Consider the following 24,370-nt stretch of genomic DNA (forward strand, 5'->3'; position numbering starts at 1 on the left):
CCAGCGGAAACGATGGCGGAGTGCCCGGGTCAAACGTGTCGGCAGGCACCACGAAGGACCGCGCATCCTTGCCTATCGGATCTCTCAATTGTAATCTCTTCTCAGGAGGACCTTCATGGTAATCTATCTGGTGGCTTGGTTGGCGTTCCCAGATCGCCCCGCAACATTGGCCTATGAAAACCAACTAAGGGAGATTTGCGAGCTTTTCCAATTACGCATGGTTTTCTGAGAGTGTGCTGGAGATCATATCACTTGACAGCGCACATGTCTCATTGCCAGATTTGTTGGTTGTGGCTGGACCTGTTGAATGGTGCGTGTCTAGTGGAACGAATCCATGCATGTTTTGGAGCAACCTGAATTGTAGTGTCGTTGCGAAGAGAGCTCCAGCAGATCTATACAGTTTACGACCCAGCTTTTGGCATCCCCCACCAACACCCAACAAAGCGACCTTCTAAGGAGGCATCCTGCCTTCGAGGCTCAAATAGTTGTAAGCTGTCTATAATAACAGTTAAGTGAGAGTTTTCCGCATACACATTACTGTATTGTGAATTTCGCATTTCGTCTTAATCGTTCGCTCGGGAAACTATGGCGCCCCATTGTTGTTCCCAAACGCCAGTTGCGTTTACCAATAATGGGATATGATATGAACCTCGCGAAAAGAGACTGCATTATTATCGGAGGTGGACCGGCCGGATTGACGGCTGCGATTTACCTGGCGCGCTATCATTTGTCCGTAACGATTTTTGACGATGGAACCAGCAGGGCGGCCAGTATTCCAGTTTCCCATAATCACCCCGGCTTTCCCGGCGGCATTAACGGCGCGGAGCTGCTTAACCGAATGCGCACTCAAGCCTCAATGTATGGCGCCGAAATTCTTCGTCACCGCGTAATGGCATTGCGCAAACCAAAAGAGGAATTTGTTGTGTCCTTTGAGGGCGGCGCCTTGTCTGCCCGAACCGTTCTCATCGCCACAGGCGTCATCAACCGCATGCCGTCAATGCCACAGGACAAGCACGATCAGGCATTAAGGCAAGGGCTCATCCGCTATTGTCCTGTTTGCGATGGTTACGAAGTCACAGACAAGCGCGTGGCGATTATAGGCCACGGCTCGAAAGCGTTCAATGAAGCCTTGTTTCTTAGAAGTTATAGCCGGAACGTCACTTTGCTGTCTCCTTCCAGCGAGTATTACCTCACATCAAGCGAAGAAGCGCGGCTGCAGGAACTGGGGATTGCGGTTCAGCGTGGACCGATTGAAATTGAGGTTGAACAAGACACGGTTGTGATCAGCACAAGCGCTGGCTTGCATCGGTTCGACTCTGTCTATCCAGCAATGGGATCTGATGTCAGATCGGAGCTCGCCCTGGAGGTCGGCGCGACAGTGTCGGAGGAAGGATGCATCCGCGTCGACAGTCGCCAGCGTACGAAAGTGCCGGGCCTGTATGCCGCCGGAGATGTGGTGATTGGCTTGGACCAGATCAGTCACGCGATGGGGCAGGCCGGCGTGGCGGCGACCACAATCAGGAATGATCTTTGCGAGATATCATTGCTTTTACGCTAGACAAACCGTTTCCTCACCGGGACAGCCATCTCCCGGTGCCATAGATGGTCACTTCCGGACCGGGCTCAAGATGCCAATTTCCCAATTGGTCCATCGTGAGTTTCGCCCGTGGGCGGTGCCTCGGGCAAACCATAAAGTATTTTTGCTTGCAGCTCTCCGCTGTTAATTAGTGGTGTACTAACGGCTTCTACCAAAGTATCCATTGCTTTCTTTATTTTCGTCCGTCCGACGTGGATACCAGGCTCTTTGGCTGCAGCCACGAATGCAGCGCGAGCTTTTTGTCTAGGGACTTTGTTCTCGATCGCGTCAAGACAGGTCTGTCTAGCACGGTCGAGCGTAGGGCTTTGATAAGCTGGCCAGCTCATTAGAAGATACTGGGTTGCTTCTTCAAGTGAGTGGAAGATGCGAATTTCGGATCGGGTTTGGGACAAGATCTTTACTGGACGGAACATTGCAATTTCCTTGCTGGATAGCAGGGTGAAACAAGTGCAGGTCTGATTAGGTTCCTTCTTTATTTTGAATGTTTTTCGCACGCATTTTAGATGTCTCGGCCCGACGCAACAGGCCTAATGACAGTGACTCCCCCGTGCTTTCGCTTGAATATGTCAAGTTCGCGATAGAGCTCTTCGTCAGTGGGATTATTTGGTTCTGAGACTACCGCTGGAACGGAGTGTTTGAGACCAGATAACGACAAAATCACCAATCTTGATCTCGACTGGGCAGCCAGCCTTCACGGCGCCCTCCGAAGATTAGCGGATCACCGCAGAAGCCCGTCGCGACTGAACTCGTCCCAGTCAGACAGATTTACGGTTACCCGCTCCGAAGCGCCTTGTGGTGCCGACGCAGAATCCAAACGCTTTTTCAATAACCGCCTTAGCTTCGCTTTGTGGGCAGCCCGCCGTCGGTTCTCTGACGCCGCTGTCGCATCCTCTTCGCGCCATTCATCGACCACGCCTCTGTCGAGAAGGTCTTCGACAACCTTAGCGTCGAAAATGTGAAACGTGATTCTCCTGGCGCGCCCCGCTAGCCGTACTGTTCGAGTCCCTGCGCTGGGAAGTCGGCCATCGGCGAGCCACCGATGCCTCTCGCTTGACTTGATGGTCAGGATGTCCTCAATTTCTCGAGGAATAACCGGAAGGCTCTCGATATCCCTCATTCCAGAAGAGACGATGCCAGCAACGGCCTGAAATTCTGACCTTGCATTGGCTGGCATCGCCAGCACGAGTGTCGCGGCGTCGAGAACCAGTGACCCCTTCGAAGAAGCAGGGAGCCGTGCCCGCATCTCCAATAGGATGCCTTTCGCACGCACGGATGACCCGAGCGTCACCGCGGACGGCAATGTCCACGTTCTAATGAGCTCAATGTCATTCTTCTCTTCCTTGGGCATCAATCTTAGATAGGTTCCGCGACCTGGCAAGTCAACGAAAGGGGCATGTCGCTCGGGGGCAAGTTGGCGCCAGCCGGGTCTGGCAGCCTGCAGAACTACCGGGGGGCGACAAGAGCTGTGCGAAATTATACGGCAAGCTAGAACAATCGAAGAACACTCTGGCGCCGGCTATGCCGCATGGGCCAAACTGCTTGACGACCGAAGCGGTCTGAAGCCATTGACAAGAGTCAGCGGTTCATTCCACGAATAAATCCCGGTTAGATTTATATGCTTCCACCCTAACGGGGAGACGTGTTTGAGCACTACATCCGGAATAAGCCGGCCTTGTTGTCGTAAGTGCTCGACGGCCCTTTCAAGATAGACCGTATTCCAATGAACGATAGCACTGACGACGAGGTTGAGACCAGAGGCACGGAACGCCTGGCTGTCGAATGAGAGGTCGCGGATTTCACCGCGCTCATGGAAGAAAACGGCGCGTTTGAGCTTGTGCGCTGCTTCACCCTTGTTGAGGCCAGCCTGACAACGTCGGCGGAGAGCAGACCTCAAATACCATTCGATCATGAAGAGGGAGCGGTCCGGTTCGGCCTCTTTTACCATTGCTTCCATGACGGACTGTGTCTGCAGGAGCTTGTTCCAGCCAATCTCGCGATCAAGCATTTCAACAGCATCGGAACCTGTGTTCATTCGCTGCCACCAACGCGCGCATGTATCGCGGAACAATCGAAGTGCCTTGACCGTTTCCTTTCGCGTGTCCATGTGGCGCTGCTTTTGCTTGGCAGTTGCCTGCGAAAACAGCCTGCCGATCAGTTTGATGAACATGGTCACCGCATCATCGGTGAGTTTTTGGCCTGTCTTGATTATCTGCGCGACAATCGTGGCGCATCTGCGACCTGCGTTGAAATCTGATGCCAACCACGCGCATCACCAAGCGGAAGCCTGTGTTTGTCGTTCATCCGCTTCCTTCGAAAGCTTGATAAAGTCAGCAAAGGAGGCGTTAGTCGCATAGCCTGAAATGCGAAAAATCACATTTTGCGTTTATTTAAATCGATAATTCCGATATGAACCAGATATTGGCTCATCGGTAAAGCACATGAATTCGAACTTTCTCGTTATAGATCCGGAAAAAGACTTGGTCGCCATCAAGGCGTTATCTTCGCTACCTCGGATTAAGCTATTGAAGGAGCTGTCAAAACAGACCGGTATGAATGTGAATGAGCTCGCGCGGTTTTCCGGGCTGCCGCAGTCGTCGGTATCAGCCCATCTCCAGGTGCTTGAAAAAGCGGGACTGGTCCGCACCGAAATGCAAAAAGCACGCAAGGGAAACCAGAAAATTTGTTTTGCCGTCTACGATGAGCTCGTCGTTACGTTTATTCCGGCCAGACCTGCTCTGTCTTCCGATCTTATCGAGGTGTCGATGCCTCTCGGCCTTTATACGAACAATGCGGTGACCGGTCCTTGTGGTATCTGCTCAGTACACGGAATTATTGGTCTTTTGGATGTACCCGAGACATTTATTGATCCGGAGCGAATGAAGACGAGCCTGCTCTGGTTTACCAGCGGCTTTGTCGAATACCAGTTCCCCAATAATGCAAAACTTCGCGGTAGCAACATAGATGCCATCGAAATTGTTATGGAAGTTAGCTCGGAAGTTCCCGGTACATTGTCCAATTGGCCATCGGACATCGTACTATCAGTAAACGGTACGGAAATCGGAGTATGGACCTCGCCCGGCGACTATGGCGATCGCCGGGGAACTTTTACTCCCGACTGGTGGAAGCTCAAAGGGTCCCAATACGGTATGTTGAAGACTTGGTCCGTGGGAACGGGAGGTTCATTTGTGGATGGTCATAAGATCTCGGATGTCAATATCGGTGATCTGGCTCTGGACGCCCACCGATCCATACGGCTGCGAATCGAGGTAAAAGCTGAAGGGCGTCATCCGGGTGGTATTAACATTTTCGGGCGGGGTTTTGGCAATTATGATCAAGACATCATTATGCGTTTGAAAACAAAGCAATAGCCGTGTTTTAACAACGAAATCCTCTTTACCTTTTGCGCTGCAGCACATTCTGGCCATTGACAAGCCCGGTGCACTCCTCCGACTATATCTAAAAATACGATGAGTATCGTATTATTGGGTTATAAGGGAGCGACGGAATGAAGGCACGCGCAGCCGTCCATGTAGACTTTAAAATCAGTAACATTGATGAGCGGCTATATTCAGCCTTCATTGAGCATATGGGTCGCGCAATCTATGGCGGAATCTATGAACCGGGTCACCCGCAGGCGGATGCGCAAGGTTTTCGCAAGGATGTGCTCAAGTTTGTACAGGATTTGAAGATACCCGCCATCCGCTATCCGGGCGGTAATTTCGTTTCCGCCTATCGCTGGGAAGACGGCATCGGGCCAAAGGAACAGCGCCCGGTTCGGCTGGATCTCGCCTGGCGCTCGAAGGAGACCAATCAAGTCGGAATCAACGAGTTTGCCGATTGGGCGCAGTTGGCCGGTATTGAAATGATGTTGGCAGTCAATCTTGGCTCTCGTGGACTCGAGGAGGCGCGCAACTTTCTGGAATATACCAACTTTCCGTCCGGAACTTCCTGGAGCGATTTGCGCCAGTCGCATGGCAAGACCGATCCCTATCAGGTCAAAATGTGGTGCCTTGGCAACGAGATGGATGGTCCTTGGCAGATCGGGCACAAGGTCGCTACGGAATATGGCCGTCTTGCCAATGAAACGGCCAAAGCCTTCAAAGCCTTTGATCGAGACATTGAGGCCATCGTCTGCGGCAGTTCCAATGACGGCATGGCGACCTATCCCGAATGGGAACGGGAGGTGTTGGAAGAATGCTACGAGAATGTCGATTATATCTCGCTGCATAAGTATTTTGGCAACAAGAGCAGGGACACGCTCAACTATTTTGGCAAGATTGAAGAAACCGGCCGTTATATCCAGACTATTGCCGGCACGATTGACTATGTGAAGTCTAAAAAGCGCGCCAAAAACGATGTGCACATCTGCTTTGATGAATGGAACGTTTGGTACCACATCCGTGAGGAAGACAGCCATCGCTGGAGAACCTGGGATTGGCCGGAAGCGCCGGCATTGCTCGAAGAAACCTACAACTTCGAAGATGCTTTGTTCGTTGCGGGCCTGCTGAATGAATTCATCCGCCGCTCTGACCGTGTGCGCATTGCTTGCATCGCACAGTTGGTGAATGTCATTGCACCGATCCGCGCCGAAAAGAACGGGCCTGCCTGGAGGCAGACGATTTATTATCCATACCGGTTTGCGTCGGTTTACGGACGCGGTGAAGCGCTCAATGTAGCGGTGGATGCTCCCAAGTATAATTGCCATGTCGCCGATGATGTTTCTTATCTCGACGTTGCAGCAGTTTACGACCGAAGTGCAGGTGTTTTGACCTTGTTTGTTGTGAACAGGCATTTAACCGAAAGAGCTGAGTTGGACGTCAGCCTCACTGGTTTCGCCAGGGCGGCGCTTTTCGAGCACCATGCGATGGAAGGCTACGGACTTCATGAAACGAATGGTCCAGATCGCCCGGATCACGTCATTCCGAAATTAGGCGCAGGAGTGGGTGTCGAGGATGGTAATTTGAAGGGATCTGTTGCACCGCTTTCCTATCATGTATTCCGCCTCACGACGAATTGAGACATCGAGATGGGGATCAGTTTACACAATGTCAGGAAAAGTTTTGGGCAGGTCGGCGTTATCCATGATGTGAGCATGGAGATTCCAACCGGAGATTTTGCGGTTTTTGTCGGTCCATCCGGATGCGGCAAGTCAACGCTTTTGCGAATGATTGCCGGACTGGAGGATACGACCAGCGGTACCATCTTTATTGAAGGTCGAGATGTGACCAATGTCGAGCCAGCGCAGCGTGAAGTCGCGATGGTCTTTCAGTCGTACGCGCTCTATCCACACCTTACAGTCTTCGAAAACATGGCCTTTTCGCTGAGGCTGAAAAAGACCGCAAAATCACCTATCAATGAAATGGTGCATGAGGCTGCGCGCATTCTTCACCTTGAGGACCATCTGCAAAAGCGGCCTTCTGAATTGTCAGGCGGCCAGCGCCAGCGCGTTGCCATTGGCCGCGCCATTGTCCGGCAACCAAAAGTGTTTCTCTTCGACGAGCCGTTGTCCAATCTTGATGCCGAATTGCGCGTGCAGATGCGTCTCGAGTTGGCCAAGCTGCATAAGCAGATCGGCGCTACCATGATTTATGTCACCCATGATCAGGTTGAAGCAATGACGCTGGCCGATCGCATATTCGTGTTGAAAGGCGGTGTCGTCCAGCAAGCCGGCAAGCCCCTGGAGCTTTACGATAATCCCGACAATCAGTTCGTCGGTGGGTTCATCGGTTCGCCCGCCATGAACTTTTTGCCGGGGCGGGTTCTCGGACGGCAAGAGGGAATGCTTCGGGTTGCTGTCGATGGGACAGGAAAGGAATTGTTGGCAAAGGTGTCGGCAAATTCGAGCGATGGAACCAGTGTCAGCATCGGGGTCCGGCCAGAACATTTACAGCCGGTCACCAATGGTATTCCGGCGACAGTCGAGTTGGAAGAAGATCTCGGCGGCGTATCCTATTTGCATGCGCGTTTAGCCGGAGGGCAGGCCATCGTTGTCGAGACCCGCGAACGTCGCAAAAGCCTCGACGGGCAAACCATATACCTTGGAGCGTCAGCGGAAGACGTCCTTGTTTTTGCAGAAGACGGGCGCCGGCTGCGCTGAACGCCTTTGAGTGAGACTCAACCGCCACCAACGGGAGAAGGGTGGCATCAGATTAGGGAGGAATTCTTATGCGATTTAAAGCTCTGCTTGCCGCCACGGCGATGGCTCTTATGGCGATACCCGCTATGGCTCAGGAAAATGTTACATGGTGGGATTTTCTGAGTGGCGGTGATGGTGTCCGCATGAAGGCGTTGATCACGCGCTTTAATCAGGAACACCCAGACATCAAGGTCACGGGCACCACCCTCGAGTGGGGTATTCCCTTCTATACCAAGGTTCGCACCGCTGTAGCCGTGGGGCAGGGGCCCGACATTATGACCTACCACCTTTCCCGTATGCCTTTAGGACTAGAAGAGGGCGTGCTTGACGAAATCACCGATGACGATCTCAAGAACGCTGGCGTCACGAAGGATAGTTTCTTTCCGGCGTCGATAAAGGCTGCGAGTTCCGATGATGGCAAACTTCACGCTGTGCCGTTCGATATCCATTCCATCGTTCTTTATTATAACAAGTCATATCTGGAAGGGTCGAAATTCCTCGACGCCGATGGCAGGCTGACAGGGATCAACAGTCTCGAGGACTTTGAAGAAGCCCTGGCTCTGGCGAAGGACAAAGGTGCAGAGGCGCCGGTATCCTATGCAACCGGTGATGATGGCGGTACCTATCGCGTATTCTATACATTGTTGCGTCAGCAGGGCGGTGAACTGATCACCGGCAAGGAAGTGCTGGCGGGAGACAATCTTGCAAAGGCTGCCAAAGCAATTGAGGTCATGACCAATTGGGCCAAGAATGGCTGGCAGCCGGAACAGGCGGAGTATGAAGCCTCAGTTGCGCTGTTCACTTCCGGAAAGTCTGCGTTTTCGTTGAATGGCGTTTGGGAAGTCCCCACCATGATCGATCTGGAGAAAAAGGGAACGCTTGGTTATCAGTGGGGCGCCGTTCAGGTGCCTAATCTGATGGGAACTCAGACAACTTGGGCGGACTCCCATTCTTTTGCGATACCGGCCAATAACAAGATGTCGCCTGAAAAACGCAAGGCCGTCATGACGGTAATCGGTTGGATGGAGAAAAATTCTCTGGCCTGGGCTGAGGCAGGACATATTCCTGCATACAAGGAAGTGGCCGATGGCGAGGCGTTCAAGAAGTTGGAGCCAAATGCGACCTATGCGGCGCTCGCAAACACTGCCTCTTACGATCCACGGTCACCAATCGCTGGTGTGGCATCGCCTGCCTACGATGCGGCCATCAATATTATCTCCCCTGCCATCCATGGCTATGCTGAGCCCATGCAAGCTGCGGAACAGATCAAACAGGACCTTCAAAACAAACTGCAATAACGATTGCCGGTGGCCGCGCGTTAGGGCGCGGTCATTAATTTGGGGAGGTTGCTAACGTGGCTATGCTGACAAACCGGCGCAAGGAGGTCGTTGTTGCCGCTTCGCTCGTTGCACCATTCGTGCTGACGTTTGTTGTGGTTTTCCTTTATCCCACAATCCGGCTCGTGCAATTGAGTTTCACCAATTCACCCCTTATCGGCTCCGGAGAATGGATTGGGTTTGATAATTTTACGCGCCTATTGTCCGACAAGCTGTTTCTCACATCACTGAAAAACAACGGATATTTCGTGCTTTTGACCGTCGTGCCGACCACTGCTCTTGCGTTGGGCTTCGCATTGATGATTACCCGGCTGCGTGGCTCTTTGCAGGCGTTGGCTCTGGCAATTTTCTTTCTGCCATACATATTGCCAGTGTCTGTTGTCACCCAGATATGGACATGGATGCTGGACTTTCAGTTCGGTGTCCTGCAGCCGGTGATAGCGTTTTTTACAGGAAAGCCTGTTCCAGTTTTCAAAAATCCCTATTGGGTCATGCCGACGGTCGCTGCCGTGACAATTTGGTGGACCAATGGGTTCAATGTGCTGCTGTTCATCGCTGGTTTACGCAATATCTCGAAGGATTATTACGAGGCCGCGCAACTCGACGGCGCAACGCGCCGGCAGTTGTTTACAAGAGTGACGTGGCCTCTTCTATGGCCTGTCACCGCCCTGGTACTAACCCTTCAGCTGATACTGCAGTTGAAAATTTTTGATCAGGTTTATTTGCTCAGCAGTGGCGGACCGTTCAATTCGTCCTATGTGTTGCTTTTGATGGTATATCGAGAGGCGTTTCAGCTCAATCACGGCGGCTATGCCTCGGCGATAGCGCTTGTCCTGTTCATTATTATAGCAATGCTCTCGGTTCTCCAGTTTCAGCTTCTTCGTGCAGGAGGGCGTCGATGAAATCGGTCAAGAAAATTGAGGGATGGGTGTTAACCGTCTGTACTTTTCTCGCAGCGGCCCTTTGGATATTCCCGCTTTATTGGGCCTTCATAACCTCGCTTCGCTCAGAGGAACGCGTAGTATCCGACGGGGCCGGCATCGTTCCGGACGAACTTAATCTGGCCTCGTATGTTGATATCCTTTGGAATACCAACCTCGTTCATTGGTACATCAACTCAATCGGTACTGCCGTTATCATCACTATAGTGGTGATCCTATCCGGCATGATGTGCGCCTATGCCATTTCGCAGATGCGTTTTCCCGGAAGGCGCATACTTTATGGCGTCGTACTTGCGAGTTTCATGGTGCCTTCGCAGGCTCTGGTCGTGACACAGTTCATCCTTATCAATGATATGGGCCTCATCAATACGTGGGCCGGCATCATTCTGCCGCAGCTTATCGTTCCGGTCGTCATCATCATCTACAAACAGTTCTTTGATGCCGTGCCAAAGGAACTACGGGAGGCTGTAGTGCTTGATGGCGGCGGCGACTATACGCTCTTGTTTAAGGTTTATTTGCCGCTGAACTGGGGCATCACGACAGCGCTGGCCATCATCACTTTCATCATGGCATGGAACCAGTTTCTTTGGCCATTTCTTGCAGTAACGACCGAGGACATGATGACGATTCCTGTAGGAATCACTCAGGTCAAGGACGCGTTTGGCGTGTTCTATGCCCGGTTGATGTCGGTCGCGCTTCTCGGAGCAATGCCTGTTGCGATAGCCTATCTGATCTTCCAAAAGAAGGTAACCGAGGCTGTCATGATCTCGTCCGGTGTCAAAGGATAGATTGCCAACCGTAGCCCACTTCAACGATGTGCTGAGGATCGATATTATTGGTAAGCCGAAACCTGTGATCAGGCATGTTGCAGTTATCGATGCCGGTATGGATGCACGGCGCAGCAGCCCGTTGGCGGGACTGTAGATATCGCCAGCTCGGCCCCATTTGTGCCACCCCGAGATGGCAAGCAGATTTCAGATTTGTTTGGACTCTGGTCGGGGGGAGGGTGAAGTTTGCGCAGAACAACTCGCTATCTGGTCTTCCTCAACAATACGAGCTTGCTTGGGCCGCGGCTTTCAGGCAAGCCAGTTCTTCTTGCGTACCGTGGAATTGCCCAGCGTTTTGATGAGCGCGGCGTCACCAACGACACATGCACGGCTTCCCGTGTTCTGCCGCCTATCGTGGCGTCGATTTCTCGACTGGGATTGAACTGCTGAAGAACTCATCCGCCTGCCGGAGAGATATAATGGCGGCGTGCTTACCAACGAAATTGACGGGGTCGCCACCTGGTTTGGATCGCGACAGTAAAACGATATGCGAACGTTGTTTTTGGGGCAAAGTCGTCTTTCAAACACACGATAGCCAGGGCACATCTTCGTAATCGACGACTATCAGACCTCGGCCTTTTCCAACCCTGGTTCGCTGACTGTTTCAAAACTGCCCATGGTGGACGGTAGCCAGTCATGCCGTTTTGATGATTACGGGCTCGCCCGAACTAAACTGTATTTGCGCCGCATCGGAAGGCAGCTTGAGCCATATAGCCGGAGAATCGCCAATACTTTGCCTGCTTGCGGGCGACTAAGTATCTTTTCATATCGCGTGATATATTCAAAGCGCTGTTCCAGAGACTCCAGGCGGTAGCGCGCTTCCTGAGGTCGATCTTACCTCTATCCAATCGCGCTGCTGCAAGATCAGGGAATTGCCGCAGTAGGTGGTTCTAAGGTCGGAGCTCGCTACCTTCAGATGCCCGACGCAAATTTGTGTGTTCGTCAACGTCCGACTCATGCTCTGCCGCATAGGCGCTTGTCAGATTTAGCATCGTGGCGAATCTTCCCTAAATAATATCGCATGGATGGAAAACTTGGAACTTATGCTCGACCAGAGGGGATTCATATCACCTGTTTGATTGCGCCTTGTGTTTGTTCGACGTGCAAAACCGAGCAGGCGAGATCGCACTGTTGTTGCAAGGACTTGCTGCGATGCTATGGCGTGGCGCAATGCATGCTCAGGTAGCACCTAACCGAAGAAGCTGGTTACCCGTGATCCGGCTCCGGGGCAATCCTCATTGTCGCCCAGGAACATGGCCTCGATTGGACGATAAAAGTGGCTTTTACCCAAAACAATGTTCATGGCAAAGCAGTGTATTACCCGCAAATTTATTATGCTAGTCATCAACCGCCTGTTCACTCCATCGACCTTTGAAAAACGAGCGTTCCGCAAACCGATGCGAGCACCTTCAAATCCTCTTGTAATGATAGCGCCTACTATTCTTCTGGTGTTCGCCTTGTGCTTCCTGTTTGCATGGAGCAGAGAGCGAAAACAGGACTATCTTTTGTTCTTTGGCTCATCTTGTCTGGTGTTCAGTCTGGGAACGTCGTCTCAGATTTTTGCCATACCATCAGGTATTGGTTCGAATGCCGTTGTTTCAGCGTTCCTTTATACGCTGAGCGTGCTGCTACTCAGTGACGGCCTGCTCCGGCGCTCGGGAAAGCGGCTTGGAAAGCTCGGGTACCATTTCGGTTTGCTGGTGGTCGTTGGCGGAATCGCTTATTTCTTCTACGTTGACCGTCAGTTGCTGGTGCGCATTTACATCCTGAATTTCGGATTAGGCCTGATCCTACTGGCTACAGCCTGGACGTTGCGTCACCTGCGCCTCGGAAGATCCTCCGAGCGTATCCTTTTCTGGATACTGCTCGCTTTTTCCATGCACTTCTTCCCTCGGACCGTTCTAACCGTTGGAACCAGGGCTCCGAGCGCGCAGGATTTCGGTTTCAGTGCCTTCTGGCTGGCTCTACAGTTTTCTTTGGCTGTTTTGGGCGTCGCACTAGCTCTCGCTCTACTGGCAGTAGCCATAGGAGATAAGATGGAGGTGCTTATTCAAGAAAGGGCCACGGATCCTCTGACGGGACTGCTGAACCGGCGGGGTTTTGATGAGGAGACTATGCTTCATTTCCATATTTCGGCAGCCAGACCTGTTAGCCTCCTTGTCGCCGACATTGATCACTTCAAGGCGATCAATGACACTTTCGGTCATGAGGTAGGCGACCACGTTCTCAGTGGTTTTGGCAACCTGCTTTTGAAAGCAGTACGAAACATCGATGTCTGCGGTCGACTGGGAGGCGAGGAATTTGCTGTCCTGATGCCCGATTGCGATGCGGCCGGCGCCTTCGCATTCGCCGAACAGTTACGCAATCAAGTACGGGAGGCCGAATTCAAAGGGCTACCCCACTCCTGGAAGGTCACCGTGAGCCTCGGCGTTGCCGAGGTCCGCCCGCGTGAAGACCTTGCCCAAGTGATCTCACGAGCAGATGCAGGCCTCTACGCTGCAAAACGGGCAGGGCGGGATCGTGTCCAACATGCGTAGGCTGGCGTGTAGGACTCGCCGGAAGTTGAAGTCGTAGCGGGACGACCACTGGTCGTGTTGCCAGCCAACAATCACACCGCCAACAGAAGCGATTGAACACGCGGCAGAAACTTATGCTGTCGATCAGTTCAAAGCACGGGGCTGTACGACGTTACTCACGGCTAGGAACCCGGCAGGGCACGGCATGGATGTGTCATGTGCAGCCCAGCGACCAGACAATACGTCGTTGCCGAGATCAAGGAGAATACTCGAAGCTTGGCCCGACCAGCGCCTCGGATATGCGCTTGTGTGCGCCGCGCTACAGATGGCGAGGAGGTTGGACTGGGCATCACCGGCGGACAAGGAGCGCGCCAGCATTGCTCCGGACCAGCTCACATCCCTGGAGTCCGTGGCCACCTTGTTATCCGCTATGATGTTGATCCAACTACCCTTGCCGTTTCCAACACAATGCAGTGGTCCGGCACCACCGGAAGGTTCTTGAGAAGACACTGGAGTTGTCATTAATGTTTTAAGAAACAGAGATACTGAAAAAGTACGATTATTTTTTCGGAGCGTCAGTCGGACGTCTCTGCATCCATCGCCTGGCGGCGGATGCCGGGACACGCTTCGATCTTTCAGCGATAGTGATCGAGGTCTTGACGATGGAACGTCTGTTATTGCGTATCTGCCAGACAAGACCGGCAGCTTTTGACCTTGTCGGGTCGGCACTTTTGGTCCTAAGTCTGTTGTCAGGTTCACCCGTTATGGCTGAGCCAATCCGCGGCGCCGGCTCGACATTTGCAGCGCCCATCATTGCGAAATGGGCTGAAAACTACAAAGCATCCCGCACAGATGGTGGAGATTTCACTTCGCCGGACTGGACGGTAGACTATGAATTGGTAGGATCGCTTGCAGGTGTTATGCGCCTCAGCCAGCCGGAAATGGATTTTGCGGCAACAGACGTTCCATTATCGCATGCGGAACTTGCCAAACATGGGCGTCAGCAATTTCCGATTGTGTTGGGCAGCGTTGCCATCGCGATTAATCTGGAAGGCATTGGCCGATTGAATCTGTCGGGGCCGCTTCTTGCAGATATTTATCTTGGCAAAATCCAATCATGGTCCGACGCGGCGATAAAACAGTTAAACCCGGAATTAAATCTCCCCGACATCAAGATCAGTCCCATCCATCGCAAGGATGGATCAGGCACTACCTATATGTTCTCCAGCTACCTTTCCTCCCAGAATGATGAGTGGAAAGCGAAATATGGGGCGGACACGCTGATAGCCTGGCCGTGGGGGACCAGTGTCGAAGGGACACAAGACTTAATTCTTACGGTGAAAGCCACAAAGGGCGCCATTGCCTATGCGGAATATGGGCAGGTCGAAAGAGCACAACTGACGGTTGCTGCCATTGAGAACAAGTCAGGCAAATTCGTTCTGCCCGGCCCGGAGGGTGTTAGCGCAGCGCAAGCGGCCGTTGACTGGACGAAGGCGGAGGATTTTGCCCTATCCCTGACTGACCAGCCCGGAGACGTGACCTATCCGATATGCGGTGCCACTTATGCCGTCGTGCCAATAGAGGGTCGTTCACCTGGTCGCTATCGCCGTGTCCATGACTATTTCCGACTGGCATTTGAGAGCGGCGGCCGCGATGCGCAGGCCCTGCGTTATGTGCCTTTATCGGAACCTCTGGTGAGCCGGATAAAGCAATATTGGCTGATCGGCTCCTCAACGCAATGAAAGCTAAAGCATGCCTGCAAGGGGATGCAGGCAGATCAATGGACCGCGCCTTGGCGCTATGGGGATAAGACGCAATGGATATAGATATTTTCAAGGATATTCTCGTGCCGGTGATCGGTGGGCTCGGAATATTCATGCTTGGTCTGGAATTCATGTCGAATGGCATCCAGGCACTTTCGGTCAACAAGATGCGGGCATTTCTGGCCAAAGCCGCAGGAACCCCGATAAAAGGTGTTGTGGCCGGTACACTGATCACGGGCGTTATTCAATCATCAACAGCGATGACTGTTATGGTAGTAGGCCTGGTGAACGCCGGGGTCGTTGGATTGAGGCCTGCCATCAGTGTCATAATGGGAGCGAATATCGGCACCACACTTGGCAATGGCTTGATTGCGCTCCCTCTTGGGCCGCTCGGTCTGATCTTTGCCGGCCTTTTCTCGTTGGTCTATTGTTTTTCGAAGAATGACAAAGTGCGCAACATCGCGCTTGCCTGCATGGGCTTTGCCCTGATTTTCTACGGGTTGAACCTGATGACCGGTGGTCTAAGACCGCTCCGAAATATCCCGGAAGTGATGTCGGTTCTTTCCACCCTCCAGGCAGACTCTTATTTCAACCTGATCAAGTGCGTTCTTATTGCAGCTGGTGTGACCGCGATGATCCACTCATCCTCGGCTACAATCGGTATCGTCATGGGGTTGGGCGCTGCCGGGGTGCTCGACTGGACCACTGCGGTCGCCTTTTCTCTTGGCGCGGATCTTGGAACCACAATTACCTCCTGGATAGCATCCCTGAACTTGTCCAAGAATGCCAAGCGCGCCGCTTATGCGCATATGTCATTCAATATCATCGGCGTGTGTATCACCGTGCCGTTGTTTTTCGTCTCGATCGAAGTTCTTGCTTGGGCGATGCAGTGGTTTGGGGGTGATCCGGGCGTTCCTGTTGTCGTGGAGGGCAAGGAAACTTTCCCGCTTGTTCCGGTTGCCGTTGGTCTTTATTCCACGTTCTTCAACGTATTCAATACGGCGTTGCTCTTTCCTTTCGTAGGCGTGTTTGAGAGTGTATTGGCACGGATCGGTCGTACCGACGCTGAGGACGCGGAAGATTATTCGACACCCAAATTCCTCGACCGCAAACTTGCCGGGGATTTTGCAAAAGCAATCCCGGCAGTTCAGCAGGAAACTGCTCGTCATCTTCAGGCTGGCGCCATGTTTCTGGATATTGCACGGTCTGCAAAATCCGCACCGTCCGATCCGGGTGAACATTATCTTGCCACCGATATTCTCAGTCGCGATATACGTGAATATACAGCTTCGCTGATGAAAGAAGACTTGCCTTACGAACAGCTGGATCTTGTCGCCAGCCTGATTGAAGAGGCGGATTTCACCGCTGCATTGACTGAGTCGCTTCATCAGGTCGCCCGACGCGTGAAACGTGAAGAATTCAGTTCAGCAGCGCGCGTCATCGTTGATGTTGCTCTCGACAAGCTTGATGCGTCGTTGCAGGGTATTATGCCGGACTACGGTGTTACCAATCCACCGATGCCAGCGGGCCACATAAGCATTCCGGATGTGGAGGAATTGCGCGCGAGAACCTTGGCGCTGGGACCGAATGCCGGTGCTGCCGAGCGTGGAACAATTCTGGCACTTCTTGGCTCTATTGAACGTGCGGAAATTCTCATTGAGCGTATCGAAAGTGAACGGAAGTCAGTCAATCGCCAGAGCGTGCTTTCGAGAGCTGCCCAGAAACGCGAAAAGGTTCGCCCAATGAACGAAGGCGGACTGAGCCCAATGCCTGCGGAGTAACGCACATTGCCGTATTAGCTTGCGCGTGGCATCTTCTTTTGAAAGATGCCACGTTGCATTGATATCTGCGGATGCTATTCCGCTTTATAGATCCGGTTTCCTGGTGGAGGCTTAATGAGCATTGGACTGATCGCCCTCCTCGACGACATTGCGGCATTGGCGAAGGTTGCAGCGGCCTCTCTCGACGACATCGCTGGCCAGGCTGCGAAGGCCGGGGCGAAAGCAGCCGGTGTCGTAATCGACGATGCAGCAGTCACACCGCGCTATGTCACCGGATTTTCAGCCGCGCGAGAGCTGCCGATTATCGGCAAGATCGCCCTGGGGTCGCTCAAGAACAAACTTGTGATCTTGCTCCCCGCAGCACTGATCCTGAGCCTGCTTGCACCCCAGGCGATTACGCCTCTCCTTATGATCGGCGGCGTATATCTGTGTTATGAGGGCGTGGAGAAAATCTATGCGCTTCTGCTGCCGCATGCCGCCCATTCGCATGAGGCTGCACTTGAAACGGCCAGCATCGATTCCAAATCTCTTGAAGACGAGAAGGTTGCCAGCGCGATCAAGACCGATTTCATTTTGTCGGCTGAAATCATGGCCATCACGCTTGCGTCGCTTCCGTCGGGGAATGTACTGACGCAGGCCCTCATACTTGCAGTTGTGGGCATAGGTATCACACTGGTTGTTTATGGGGGTGTGGCCCTGATCGTTAAGGCTGACGACCTTGGCCTGGTGTTGGCGCGCTCGCAAACGGCAGCTCCCGTCGGCCCGCTTTTGCGGGCAGTTGGCCGCGGGTTGGTTATGGGCATGCCCTATTTTCTGAAAGGGCTCGGTATCATCGGAACCGCCGCGATGATCTGGGTGGGCGGCGGTATCCTGGTGCACGGACTTGAGGGTTACGGTGCCGGGGCTATTGCTCATGCGATCGAAGGGGTGGGCGAGGTGGCAAGTCATGCCTTGCCTTCTGTCGGGTCCGTTGTCGCATGGGTCGTCGAGGCCGCTGGCGCGGGTGTTATCGGTATTATCGTCGGGTTGATTGCGATACCGTTTATGGGATACGTGGTCTCACCGATGTGGAAATCTATAAAATCATGCCTTCCGCAACGCCGATCAAAGGAGCCGCTAGCGGATCCGAAGAAATGAAAGCTATTATATCCAGCGGGCGCGTTTGAAGCGAACGTAAAGCCCGATGCACAAGACGGCGATTATCCCAAGAACAACGAAATAACCGTAGGTCGTTTTCAGTTCCGGCATATTATCGAAGTTCATACCGTAGATGCCGGCGATTGCTGTCGGGACGGCCAGAATGGCCGCCCAGGCCGCCAATTGCCGGGTTATCGTTCCCTGCCGCTGTTGTTCCAGCAAATTGCTCGCCTCGAAAACAGAGGTAATCACATCCCTCAGGCTCCCTACCATCGTCTCGACGCGGTGCATGTGTTGAAGTGCATCGCGGAAATAGGGCTTTGCCTCCTTGTCCAGGCACGGCAGGTCGAGATGTACAAGCTTGCCGCAAAGGTCCAGCATCGCGTCCAAAACCCGTTGAAAGAGAATAATTTCCCTTCGCAGCCTGAAAATGCGAGTGATCTGGTCACGATCAAGGAACGCGTCGAGCATCTTCCGTTCCATGTCGAGAACCGTGTCCTCGATCGTTCGTACTATAGGAAGGTAGCCGTCGATGATGAAATCGAGTATGGCATGCAATATATAATCGGTTCCATGGCGAAGGGTCTGAGGTGAGGTTTCCAGTCTGCCGCGCAATTCGCCATGGCCCCGATCCGAACCATGGCGCACCGTGATTATGTAGCGCTTTCCGACGAAAATCGCGGTTTCGCCATAGCTTATTCGGTCACCCGCAAGCTGCGCGGTTTTTGCGACGACAAAAAGCTGATCATCATAGGCGCTCAGCTTCGGCATCTGCAAAGAGCTGAGGGCATCTGCTATCGAAAGTTCATGAAGACCAAACCGGCCTTTCAGCAGTGAAAGCTCTTCAGGCGTGGGCTTGTGCAGCCCGATCCAGATGAAATCACAATCTGTTTCCGGGATGGACACTGCATCGAACGGTACGTCTTTCAATCGTTTGCCATCACGATAAAGATAACATGCGACGACGCTCATGCGCGTCCATTTGGGATTAGGATCACGACAAGTACTCCGCAGATACGATCAGTCATGACTTGATAGCCACTGTTGAGTGACAACCGTGTGAACCAATTTCGCCTCGGCTGTATTTCGGGTGGGGTCTCAAGACACAGCCGTTCGCTGTAAATGATAAGTGCAGCGACCAAAGGATTCGTCAAGGAGCGTGTTGCGGGCATTGCGTTCGTGGCCGGCGTATCTACGTTGGCCTGCCCCTTGCAAACGAAAACGTGAAATTATTCAACGATGCACTGCCGCCAGAGCAATGGCATCGGCCACCTCCTTGCAGCGATTTGACAAAGTGGCCGTAGCCACCCGCAGGTGGCTGCTGGGGAGAATTGAAAATTTGGCTCCGGGATGAACAGCTATGCCGCGCGCCGCCATTGTCACCATGGCAAAGGGCTCGGACGAAACGCAAACCCAAGCGCATAAGCCTCCGCCAGAAGCTGCTTCGACATTTCTTTCCCGCAATGCCGCAACAAGGTTGCCGCGTCTTGTCTGGTAGATTGCCCGCGCCTGGCGCAATGTTTCGTGTGTTGCTTCATCGCGCAGCAGCCAAGCCGCGGCTGCCTGCAGGATACGGCTTGTCCAGCCTGCGCTAAAGCTGCGATAAGACTGTATCTGTTCAACGATAGCCCGCGAACTTGAAAGCACAGCCAGGCGCAGATCAGGGCCATGCGTTTTTGAATAAGACAAAATGTGGATGACCCGGTCGGGATAAAAACGGCCAAGCGAATGCCTCGGGGCCTCGCTGATATCGGCAACGCCATCGTCTTCAACAATCAATGTATCCGTCTCACGCAAAATCTCGGCCAAGCGCTCCATGCGCTGCGGACTGACGCTTTGGCCCGTGACGGAGTGAACACGTGGCTGAAACAGGAAGGCAACCGGCCGAAATTTCAGCGCTTCCTCCAGCGACGAAGGTGTTGGGCCCTCATTATCGCACGTCACGGGAATGATACGCACACCGCGATCTTCCAGAATATCCAGCAAGCGCATCCCGGTGGGGTCTTCTACCGCTACGCTGGCGCCCGGAAGGACCAGAGCGTGTATCAGTGTATAAACCGCATTGTAGCCACCATTTGTTGCAAGGAAGGCTTCCGGCTCATAGGGCCAGGTCTTTCTAGCTTCGATTTCCAATTCGGGAAGGATGCGGCTGCGCTCATAGCTATTAAGATTTTCAGCCGAAGCACCATAAGCCATGGCCTGGGCAAGTTGGGGCAGCAGCGTGACATCCGGCACGGCGGCAGTGAGATCCAACGCGCCCTTTCCGTAATTGCCAACACTCGCCAGACGCGCCGGCTGCGCCATAAAACGGTCACCGCTGACCCATGTTCCATTGCGGCCTCGCCCGCTGATAATCTTTTGCCGACGTAACTCATGCCATGCATGGGAAATGGTTGCAGGGCTAATTCCCAGCGCAAAAGCAAGATCGCGGATGGCCGGGAGCTTGGTTCCCACGGGCAATGCGCCCCCACGGATTAATGCGCTGGTTTCTATTGCAATACCGCGAATTGTCCGGTCCTTCAGCCTTTGAGCGAACCAGTCGGCGTCCCGCGCGTCATTCATTTCATCACCTATTTTTAAATGTTCAATAACGTAATAACATTTGATTACCTGAATTTGAACATTTAACGTGAGGTGGATAAGAATAAATTGTGAGTGACTGTCTATGCCGATTACCCTTCGTCTTGCTCTCCGGGATTGGGATTATATGACCCCTCTCGTTCTAGGGGACGTGACCTCGCCAAAACTTGATATCGAGGTTGATCGCGTAGGCACATTGATTCCGCATGTGGGAAAGAGCGCCGCCTATGACGCTGCGGAAGTGTCCTTCAGCCGTTACACCCAGCTGTGCTTTGAAGGCGATAAAAGCATAGTCGGCATTCCAAATTTCATCATGCGGGGTTTCAGGCACCGCTGCATCATCACGACCAAAGACAGTCCAGTTCGAAAACTGGCCGATCTTGCGGGTAAACGTATCGGGGTCACTGGCTGGCGTGACTCTGGCAATACGTGGACGCGGGCAGCGCTTCGCAGGGAAGGCGTAGGTGTTGAAGATGCAATGTGGTATGCGGGCAGGCTGACAGCGGCTCATCCAATTACCGATCGTCTCGATGGCTTTGCCCGCCCCGGAAGGATTGAAGGCGCACCGGGCGAAAAACCAATGGTCGACATGTTGGTGGATGGCGAACTGGATGCGATCTTCACGCCCTTTATGCCGGATGGCTTTTTTTCAGAAGGTTCCTCCTTCCGGCAGGTTCTCGCCGATTTTCGGAGTGCTGAGCGCCATTATTTTGATGAGGTTGGCTATGTTCCCGGCATGCACCTTATCGGCATCAAAGCAGATATTGTAGCCGAGCATCCGTGGATCATCCCCGAGCTTAGCAATCTGATCGATGAATCCCAACGTGTCTGGCTAAACAAGCGCCGTAAATATGCCGAGACAACGCCGTGGATGTTCGATGAGCTTCTCCGGTGCTCCTCCGATCTGCCGGCGGGCTGGAATGCGAGCGGCTTTGCCGAAAATTACGCGATGATAAAGGGCTTCATCGACGAGCTTTATACCCAAGGGATTCTCCCGCAGCGGCTTTTGCCGGAGGTACTTTTTCCGCTCGACACTGATGGCAGTGATACCAGCATTGCCATTGCAAAAATGAAAATGAAAATAAAGGGGAATGAACATGTTGCATAAAAATTTAGCCTGTCTCGCACTGGCGAGTGTAATGATCTGCGGCTCTGCTTTGGCGCAAGAAAATGCCACCAAGCTTCCGGTAAATGATGAACTCCACGCCAAACTGCCCGAAAATATTCGCTCGGCTGGAAAAATGATATCCGTCAACAACGGATCGTTCCCACCCTATGAAATTGTAACAGGAACGGAAATGACGGGCGCAAGTGCAGACCTGACGGATGCGCTGGGTCAAATACTTGGAGTCAAGATCGAACACGCGACTGTCGGCGGGTTGCCTGCTCTTCTGGCGGGCGTCAATTCCGGCCGTTATCAGTTCGCGTTCGGCCCGGTTGGTGATTTCAAGTCACGGGAAGAGGCCAATGATTTTGTCGATTGGGTTCAGGAGTTTGTGGTTTTCGCCGTGCAGAAGGGCAATCCGAAAGCGATAACTTCGCTAGATTCCGCGTGCGGGCAGCGCATTGCTGTGATGGCGGGTGGCTCGGCTGAAAAGGTGATCAAGGTTCAGGCTGAGAAATGCAAAACGGATGGCAAGGAGGCGATTGAGGTTCAGTCGTTTACCGACCAACCAAGTTCCATTTTAGCAGTGCGTTCGAAGCGTTCCGACGCATTCTTCTCGTCGCAAGCACCGCTTACCTATTTCGTTACCCAAGCCAATGGTCAGCTTGAATTGACCGGGGTTGGTCAAAAAAACGGTTTTGAGAATCTCTACCAAGGCGCGGTTGTGCCGAAAGGCTCGCCGCTCGGGCCAGTTTTGCGTGATGCTATAAAAGTGCTTATGGACAACGGCACCTATGCAGCGATCATGAAAAAATGGGGCCTTGAGAACAATATGCTCAAGGAGCCTGGTATAAATCTTGGCGGGTCATTGCCGAAATGAGCAGAGTTGATGAAGGATTGATGCCGCCCGGCGGCGGCATCGGAAGGGACGTTGCCGAGGCCCACATTCCGTTTCCAAAAGGGCGCTTTGCCGCCTGGCTCCTGACCCTGGCAATTGCAGCCTATTGCGCATGGTCGGTCGCCAAGAACGATAATTTCGGATGGCCGGTCGTTGCGGAATATTTTTTCGATCCGACCGTGATAAGCGGGCTTTACGTCTCGCTCGGCCTGACGGTTGTCGCAATGGTGATCGGCATCGCCGTCGGCTTGCTCCTTGCCGTTGCAAGGATGTCGAAGGACGGGCTGGCCAAGTCACTGGCCTCGCTTTTCATCTGGTTCTTTCGAGGAACACCGCTGCTTGTGCAGCTGATTTTCTGGTACAATCTCTCCACACTATTTCCCACAATATCGATCGGCATTCCGTTCGGACCCACCTTCATGAGCTGGGATACCAATTCGGTAATCAGCCCGATGACCGCTGCGATCGCAGGACTTGCCCTGAATGAAGCGGCTTATATGGCCGAAATTATTCGCGGCGGCCTTCTATCGGTCGACCGGGGACAATTTGAAACTGCAGAGTCCTTCGGCATGACGCGTGCCCGCGCGCTCCGTCGCATCATCATACCTCAGGCTATGCGTTCAATCGTTCCGCCGACCGGCAACCAGCTGATCAGCATGATCAAGGCAACGTCGCTTGTCAGCGTTATTGCGATGGCGGATCTGCTTTATTCCGTTCAGTCGATTTACAACCGTACCTTTGAAGTTGTTCCGATGCTGCTTGTTGCTGTCATCTGGTATCTTCTCATCACGTCGGTCTTGAATATCGGGCAGAGTTATATCGAACGCTATTACAGCCGTGGCGACCGCCAATCGGGAGCCGGTAAGGTGGCGCGGGACGACGCTCCAGCAGCGACTGCCGTGCCTTCCCGAAACGTGGCGCAGGAGGTGGCACGATGAACGCAATCGTCGGTGCGGCTCCTCTTGTGAGAGCGCGAAATGTGCACAAATCCTACGAGCAACTGGAAGTTCTCAAAGGTATTGACCTTGATGTTGCGCCAGGTGAGGTGGTGGTCGTGCTTGGGCCGTCGGGTTCAGGTAAATCCACTTTCCTGCGCTGCATCAACCATCTGGAATCAATCAATCAAGGTTCGATTGAGGTGGATGGCGAGCAGATCGGGTACAAGCTCCGCAAGGACCGGCTACAACGGCTGTCAAATTATTCCATCGCCCTGCAAAGGCGCAAGATTGGCATGGTTTTCCAGCAGTTCAACCTCTACCCGCACATGACAGCCTTGCAGAATATTATGGAGGCACCTGTTGGTATTCATGGCGAGAGCCGCAAAGAAGCGGCTGAAAACGCGCGAAAACTTTTGAAGCGGGTTGGCCTTTCGGAAAAGGCAGACAGCTATCCGCGACAATTGTCTGGCGGACAGCAACAGCGCGTAGCTATCGCCCGTGCGCTGGCAATCAAGCCAAAGTTGATGCTCTTTGATGAGCCGACATCTGCACTCGATCCGGAACTTGTCGGTGAAGTGCTGGCGACCATGCGCGATTTGGCAGACCAAGGGCTGACAATGATCGTTGTGACCCACGAGATCGGGTTTGCCCGCGAAGCGGCTGATCGCGTCGTGTTCATGGATGATGGCAAAGTGGTTGAGCACGGAAAGCCGGAAGATGTTCTTGGTAATCCTCAGCACCCGAGAACGAGAAGCTTCCTTTCGCGCTTCATTTAGCCTATCCGCATCGAAAAAGCGCTACCCGTTCCAGGGTG

21 protein-coding genes are annotated in these 24,370 nt (G+C 53.2%); 16 read left to right on the plus strand and 5 right to left on the minus strand.

The annotated features are described in order from the left end of the window. Positions 1-643 precede the first annotated feature (643 nt). Positions 644-1,558, plus strand: coding sequence for an NAD(P)/FAD-dependent oxidoreductase (locus ACTJI9_RS19270; protein ID WP_440810307.1), 915 nt, complete (start codon positions 644-646; stop codon positions 1,556-1,558). 65 nt (positions 1,559-1,623) lie between these two features. On the opposite strand, the gene ACTJI9_RS19275 is transcribed toward ACTJI9_RS19270, so the two are convergent. The 3 genes from ACTJI9_RS19275 to ACTJI9_RS19285 all read right to left on the minus strand — a co-directional run bounded on the left by ACTJI9_RS19275 (position 1,624) and on the right by ACTJI9_RS19285 (position 3,764). Continuing rightward, a complete protein-coding gene (locus ACTJI9_RS19275) occupies positions 1,624-2,010 on the minus strand; it encodes a DUF982 domain-containing protein (RefSeq protein WP_440810308.1) in 387 nt (128 codons plus the stop codon). A gap of 305 nt (positions 2,011-2,315) precedes the next feature. Beyond that, the gene (locus ACTJI9_RS19280) at positions 2,316-2,945 is read right to left on the minus strand and encodes a hypothetical protein (protein ID WP_440810420.1); all 630 of its coding nucleotides are present in this window, start codon (positions 2,943-2,945) and stop codon (positions 2,316-2,318) included. Positions 2,946-3,113: 168 nt separating this feature from the next. After that, positions 3,114-3,764: a Tn3 family transposase gene (locus ACTJI9_RS19285; protein ID WP_440810422.1), complete on the minus strand. Its 651-nt coding sequence runs from the start codon at positions 3,762-3,764 to the stop codon at positions 3,114-3,116. Between the two features lie 271 nt (positions 3,765-4,035). Between ACTJI9_RS19285 and ACTJI9_RS19290 the strand changes: the two genes are divergently transcribed. The 11 genes from ACTJI9_RS19290 (at position 4,036) to ACTJI9_RS19340 (ending at position 18,035) form a co-directional block, all read left to right on the plus strand. Beyond that, complete coding sequence (locus tag ACTJI9_RS19290; protein ID WP_440810310.1) at positions 4,036-4,965, plus strand: ArsR/SmtB family transcription factor; 930 nt, start codon at positions 4,036-4,038, stop codon at positions 4,963-4,965. A 137-nt stretch (positions 4,966-5,102) separates the two neighbouring features. Beyond that, on the plus strand, positions 5,103-6,614 hold the full coding sequence (gene arfA / locus ACTJI9_RS19295) for an arabinosylfuranosidase ArfA (protein ID WP_440810312.1): 1,512 nt from the start codon (positions 5,103-5,105) through the stop codon (positions 6,612-6,614). A 9-nt stretch (positions 6,615-6,623) separates the two neighbouring features. Beyond that, on the plus strand, positions 6,624-7,694 hold the full coding sequence (locus ACTJI9_RS19300; RefSeq protein WP_440810314.1) for an ABC transporter ATP-binding protein: 1,071 nt from the start codon (positions 6,624-6,626) through the stop codon (positions 7,692-7,694). A gap of 68 nt (positions 7,695-7,762) precedes the next feature. Next, positions 7,763-9,031 (plus strand): extracellular solute-binding protein, encoded by a 1,269-nt coding sequence (locus ACTJI9_RS19305; RefSeq protein ID WP_440810316.1) that lies wholly within the window; start codon positions 7,763-7,765, stop codon positions 9,029-9,031. 62 nt (positions 9,032-9,093) lie between these two features. Further along, the gene (locus ACTJI9_RS19310) at positions 9,094-9,972 is read left to right on the plus strand and encodes a carbohydrate ABC transporter permease (protein WP_440810424.1); all 879 of its coding nucleotides are present in this window, start codon (positions 9,094-9,096) and stop codon (positions 9,970-9,972) included. Then, the gene (locus ACTJI9_RS19315; RefSeq protein WP_440810318.1) at positions 9,969-10,799 is read left to right on the plus strand and encodes a carbohydrate ABC transporter permease; all 831 of its coding nucleotides are present in this window, start codon (positions 9,969-9,971) and stop codon (positions 10,797-10,799) included. The genes ACTJI9_RS19310 and ACTJI9_RS19315 overlap by 4 nt, the downstream gene beginning before the upstream one ends. Before the next feature lie 225 nt (positions 10,800-11,024). After that, complete coding sequence (locus tag ACTJI9_RS19320) at positions 11,025-11,228, plus strand: hypothetical protein (RefSeq protein WP_440810428.1); 204 nt, start codon at positions 11,025-11,027, stop codon at positions 11,226-11,228. 911 nt (positions 11,229-12,139) lie between these two features. After that, positions 12,140-13,375 (plus strand): diguanylate cyclase, encoded by a 1,236-nt coding sequence (locus ACTJI9_RS19325; protein WP_440810320.1) that lies wholly within the window; start codon positions 12,140-12,142, stop codon positions 13,373-13,375. A 641-nt stretch (positions 13,376-14,016) separates the two neighbouring features. Next, positions 14,017-15,096 carry a phosphate ABC transporter substrate-binding protein PstS gene (gene pstS, locus ACTJI9_RS19330; protein ID WP_440810322.1) on the plus strand — a complete coding sequence of 360 codons (1,080 nt, stop codon included), beginning with the start codon at positions 14,017-14,019 and terminating at the stop codon, positions 15,094-15,096. Between the two features lie 74 nt (positions 15,097-15,170). Further along, positions 15,171-16,898: a Na/Pi cotransporter family protein gene (locus ACTJI9_RS19335; protein WP_440810324.1), complete on the plus strand. Its 1,728-nt coding sequence runs from the start codon at positions 15,171-15,173 to the stop codon at positions 16,896-16,898. A gap of 114 nt (positions 16,899-17,012) precedes the next feature. Further along, positions 17,013-18,035 carry a DUF808 domain-containing protein gene (locus ACTJI9_RS19340; protein WP_440810325.1) on the plus strand — a complete coding sequence of 341 codons (1,023 nt, stop codon included), beginning with the start codon at positions 17,013-17,015 and terminating at the stop codon, positions 18,033-18,035. A 6-nt stretch (positions 18,036-18,041) separates the two neighbouring features. On the opposite strand, the gene ACTJI9_RS19345 is transcribed toward ACTJI9_RS19340, so the two are convergent. Both ACTJI9_RS19345 and ACTJI9_RS19350 read right to left on the minus strand, forming a co-directional pair. Continuing rightward, on the minus strand, positions 18,042-19,007 hold the full coding sequence (locus ACTJI9_RS19345; protein ID WP_440810327.1) for a magnesium and cobalt transport protein CorA: 966 nt from the start codon (positions 19,005-19,007) through the stop codon (positions 18,042-18,044). A 261-nt stretch (positions 19,008-19,268) separates the two neighbouring features. Continuing rightward, positions 19,269-20,597 (minus strand): PLP-dependent aminotransferase family protein, encoded by a 1,329-nt coding sequence (locus tag ACTJI9_RS19350; RefSeq protein ID WP_440810329.1) that lies wholly within the window; start codon positions 20,595-20,597, stop codon positions 19,269-19,271. Positions 20,598-20,700: 103 nt separating this feature from the next. Here ACTJI9_RS19350 and ACTJI9_RS19355 point away from each other — a divergent pair, with 103 nt between their 5' ends. The 4 genes from ACTJI9_RS19355 to ACTJI9_RS19370 are packed head-to-tail and all read left to right on the plus strand — an operon-like array spanning position 20,701 to position 24,332. After that, the gene (locus ACTJI9_RS19355; RefSeq protein ID WP_440810331.1) at positions 20,701-21,723 is read left to right on the plus strand and encodes an ABC transporter substrate-binding protein; all 1,023 of its coding nucleotides are present in this window, start codon (positions 20,701-20,703) and stop codon (positions 21,721-21,723) included. Continuing rightward, the gene (locus ACTJI9_RS19360; RefSeq protein ID WP_440810333.1) at positions 21,713-22,600 is read left to right on the plus strand and encodes an ABC transporter substrate-binding protein; all 888 of its coding nucleotides are present in this window, start codon (positions 21,713-21,715) and stop codon (positions 22,598-22,600) included. Before ACTJI9_RS19355 ends, ACTJI9_RS19360 begins: the two co-directional genes overlap by 11 nt. Further along, positions 22,597-23,556 carry an amino acid ABC transporter permease gene (locus tag ACTJI9_RS19365; RefSeq protein ID WP_440810334.1) on the plus strand — a complete coding sequence of 320 codons (960 nt, stop codon included), beginning with the start codon at positions 22,597-22,599 and terminating at the stop codon, positions 23,554-23,556. Before ACTJI9_RS19360 ends, ACTJI9_RS19365 begins: the two co-directional genes overlap by 4 nt. Further along, complete coding sequence (locus tag ACTJI9_RS19370) at positions 23,553-24,332, plus strand: amino acid ABC transporter ATP-binding protein (RefSeq protein WP_440810336.1); 780 nt, start codon at positions 23,553-23,555, stop codon at positions 24,330-24,332. The genes ACTJI9_RS19365 and ACTJI9_RS19370 overlap by 4 nt, the downstream gene beginning before the upstream one ends. The last annotated feature ends 38 nt before the right edge of the window (positions 24,333-24,370 follow it).

This window comes from Phyllobacterium sp. 22552, from assembly GCF_052044585.1.
Taxonomy (GTDB): domain Bacteria; phylum Pseudomonadota; class Alphaproteobacteria; order Rhizobiales; family Rhizobiaceae; genus Phyllobacterium; species Phyllobacterium ifriqiyense.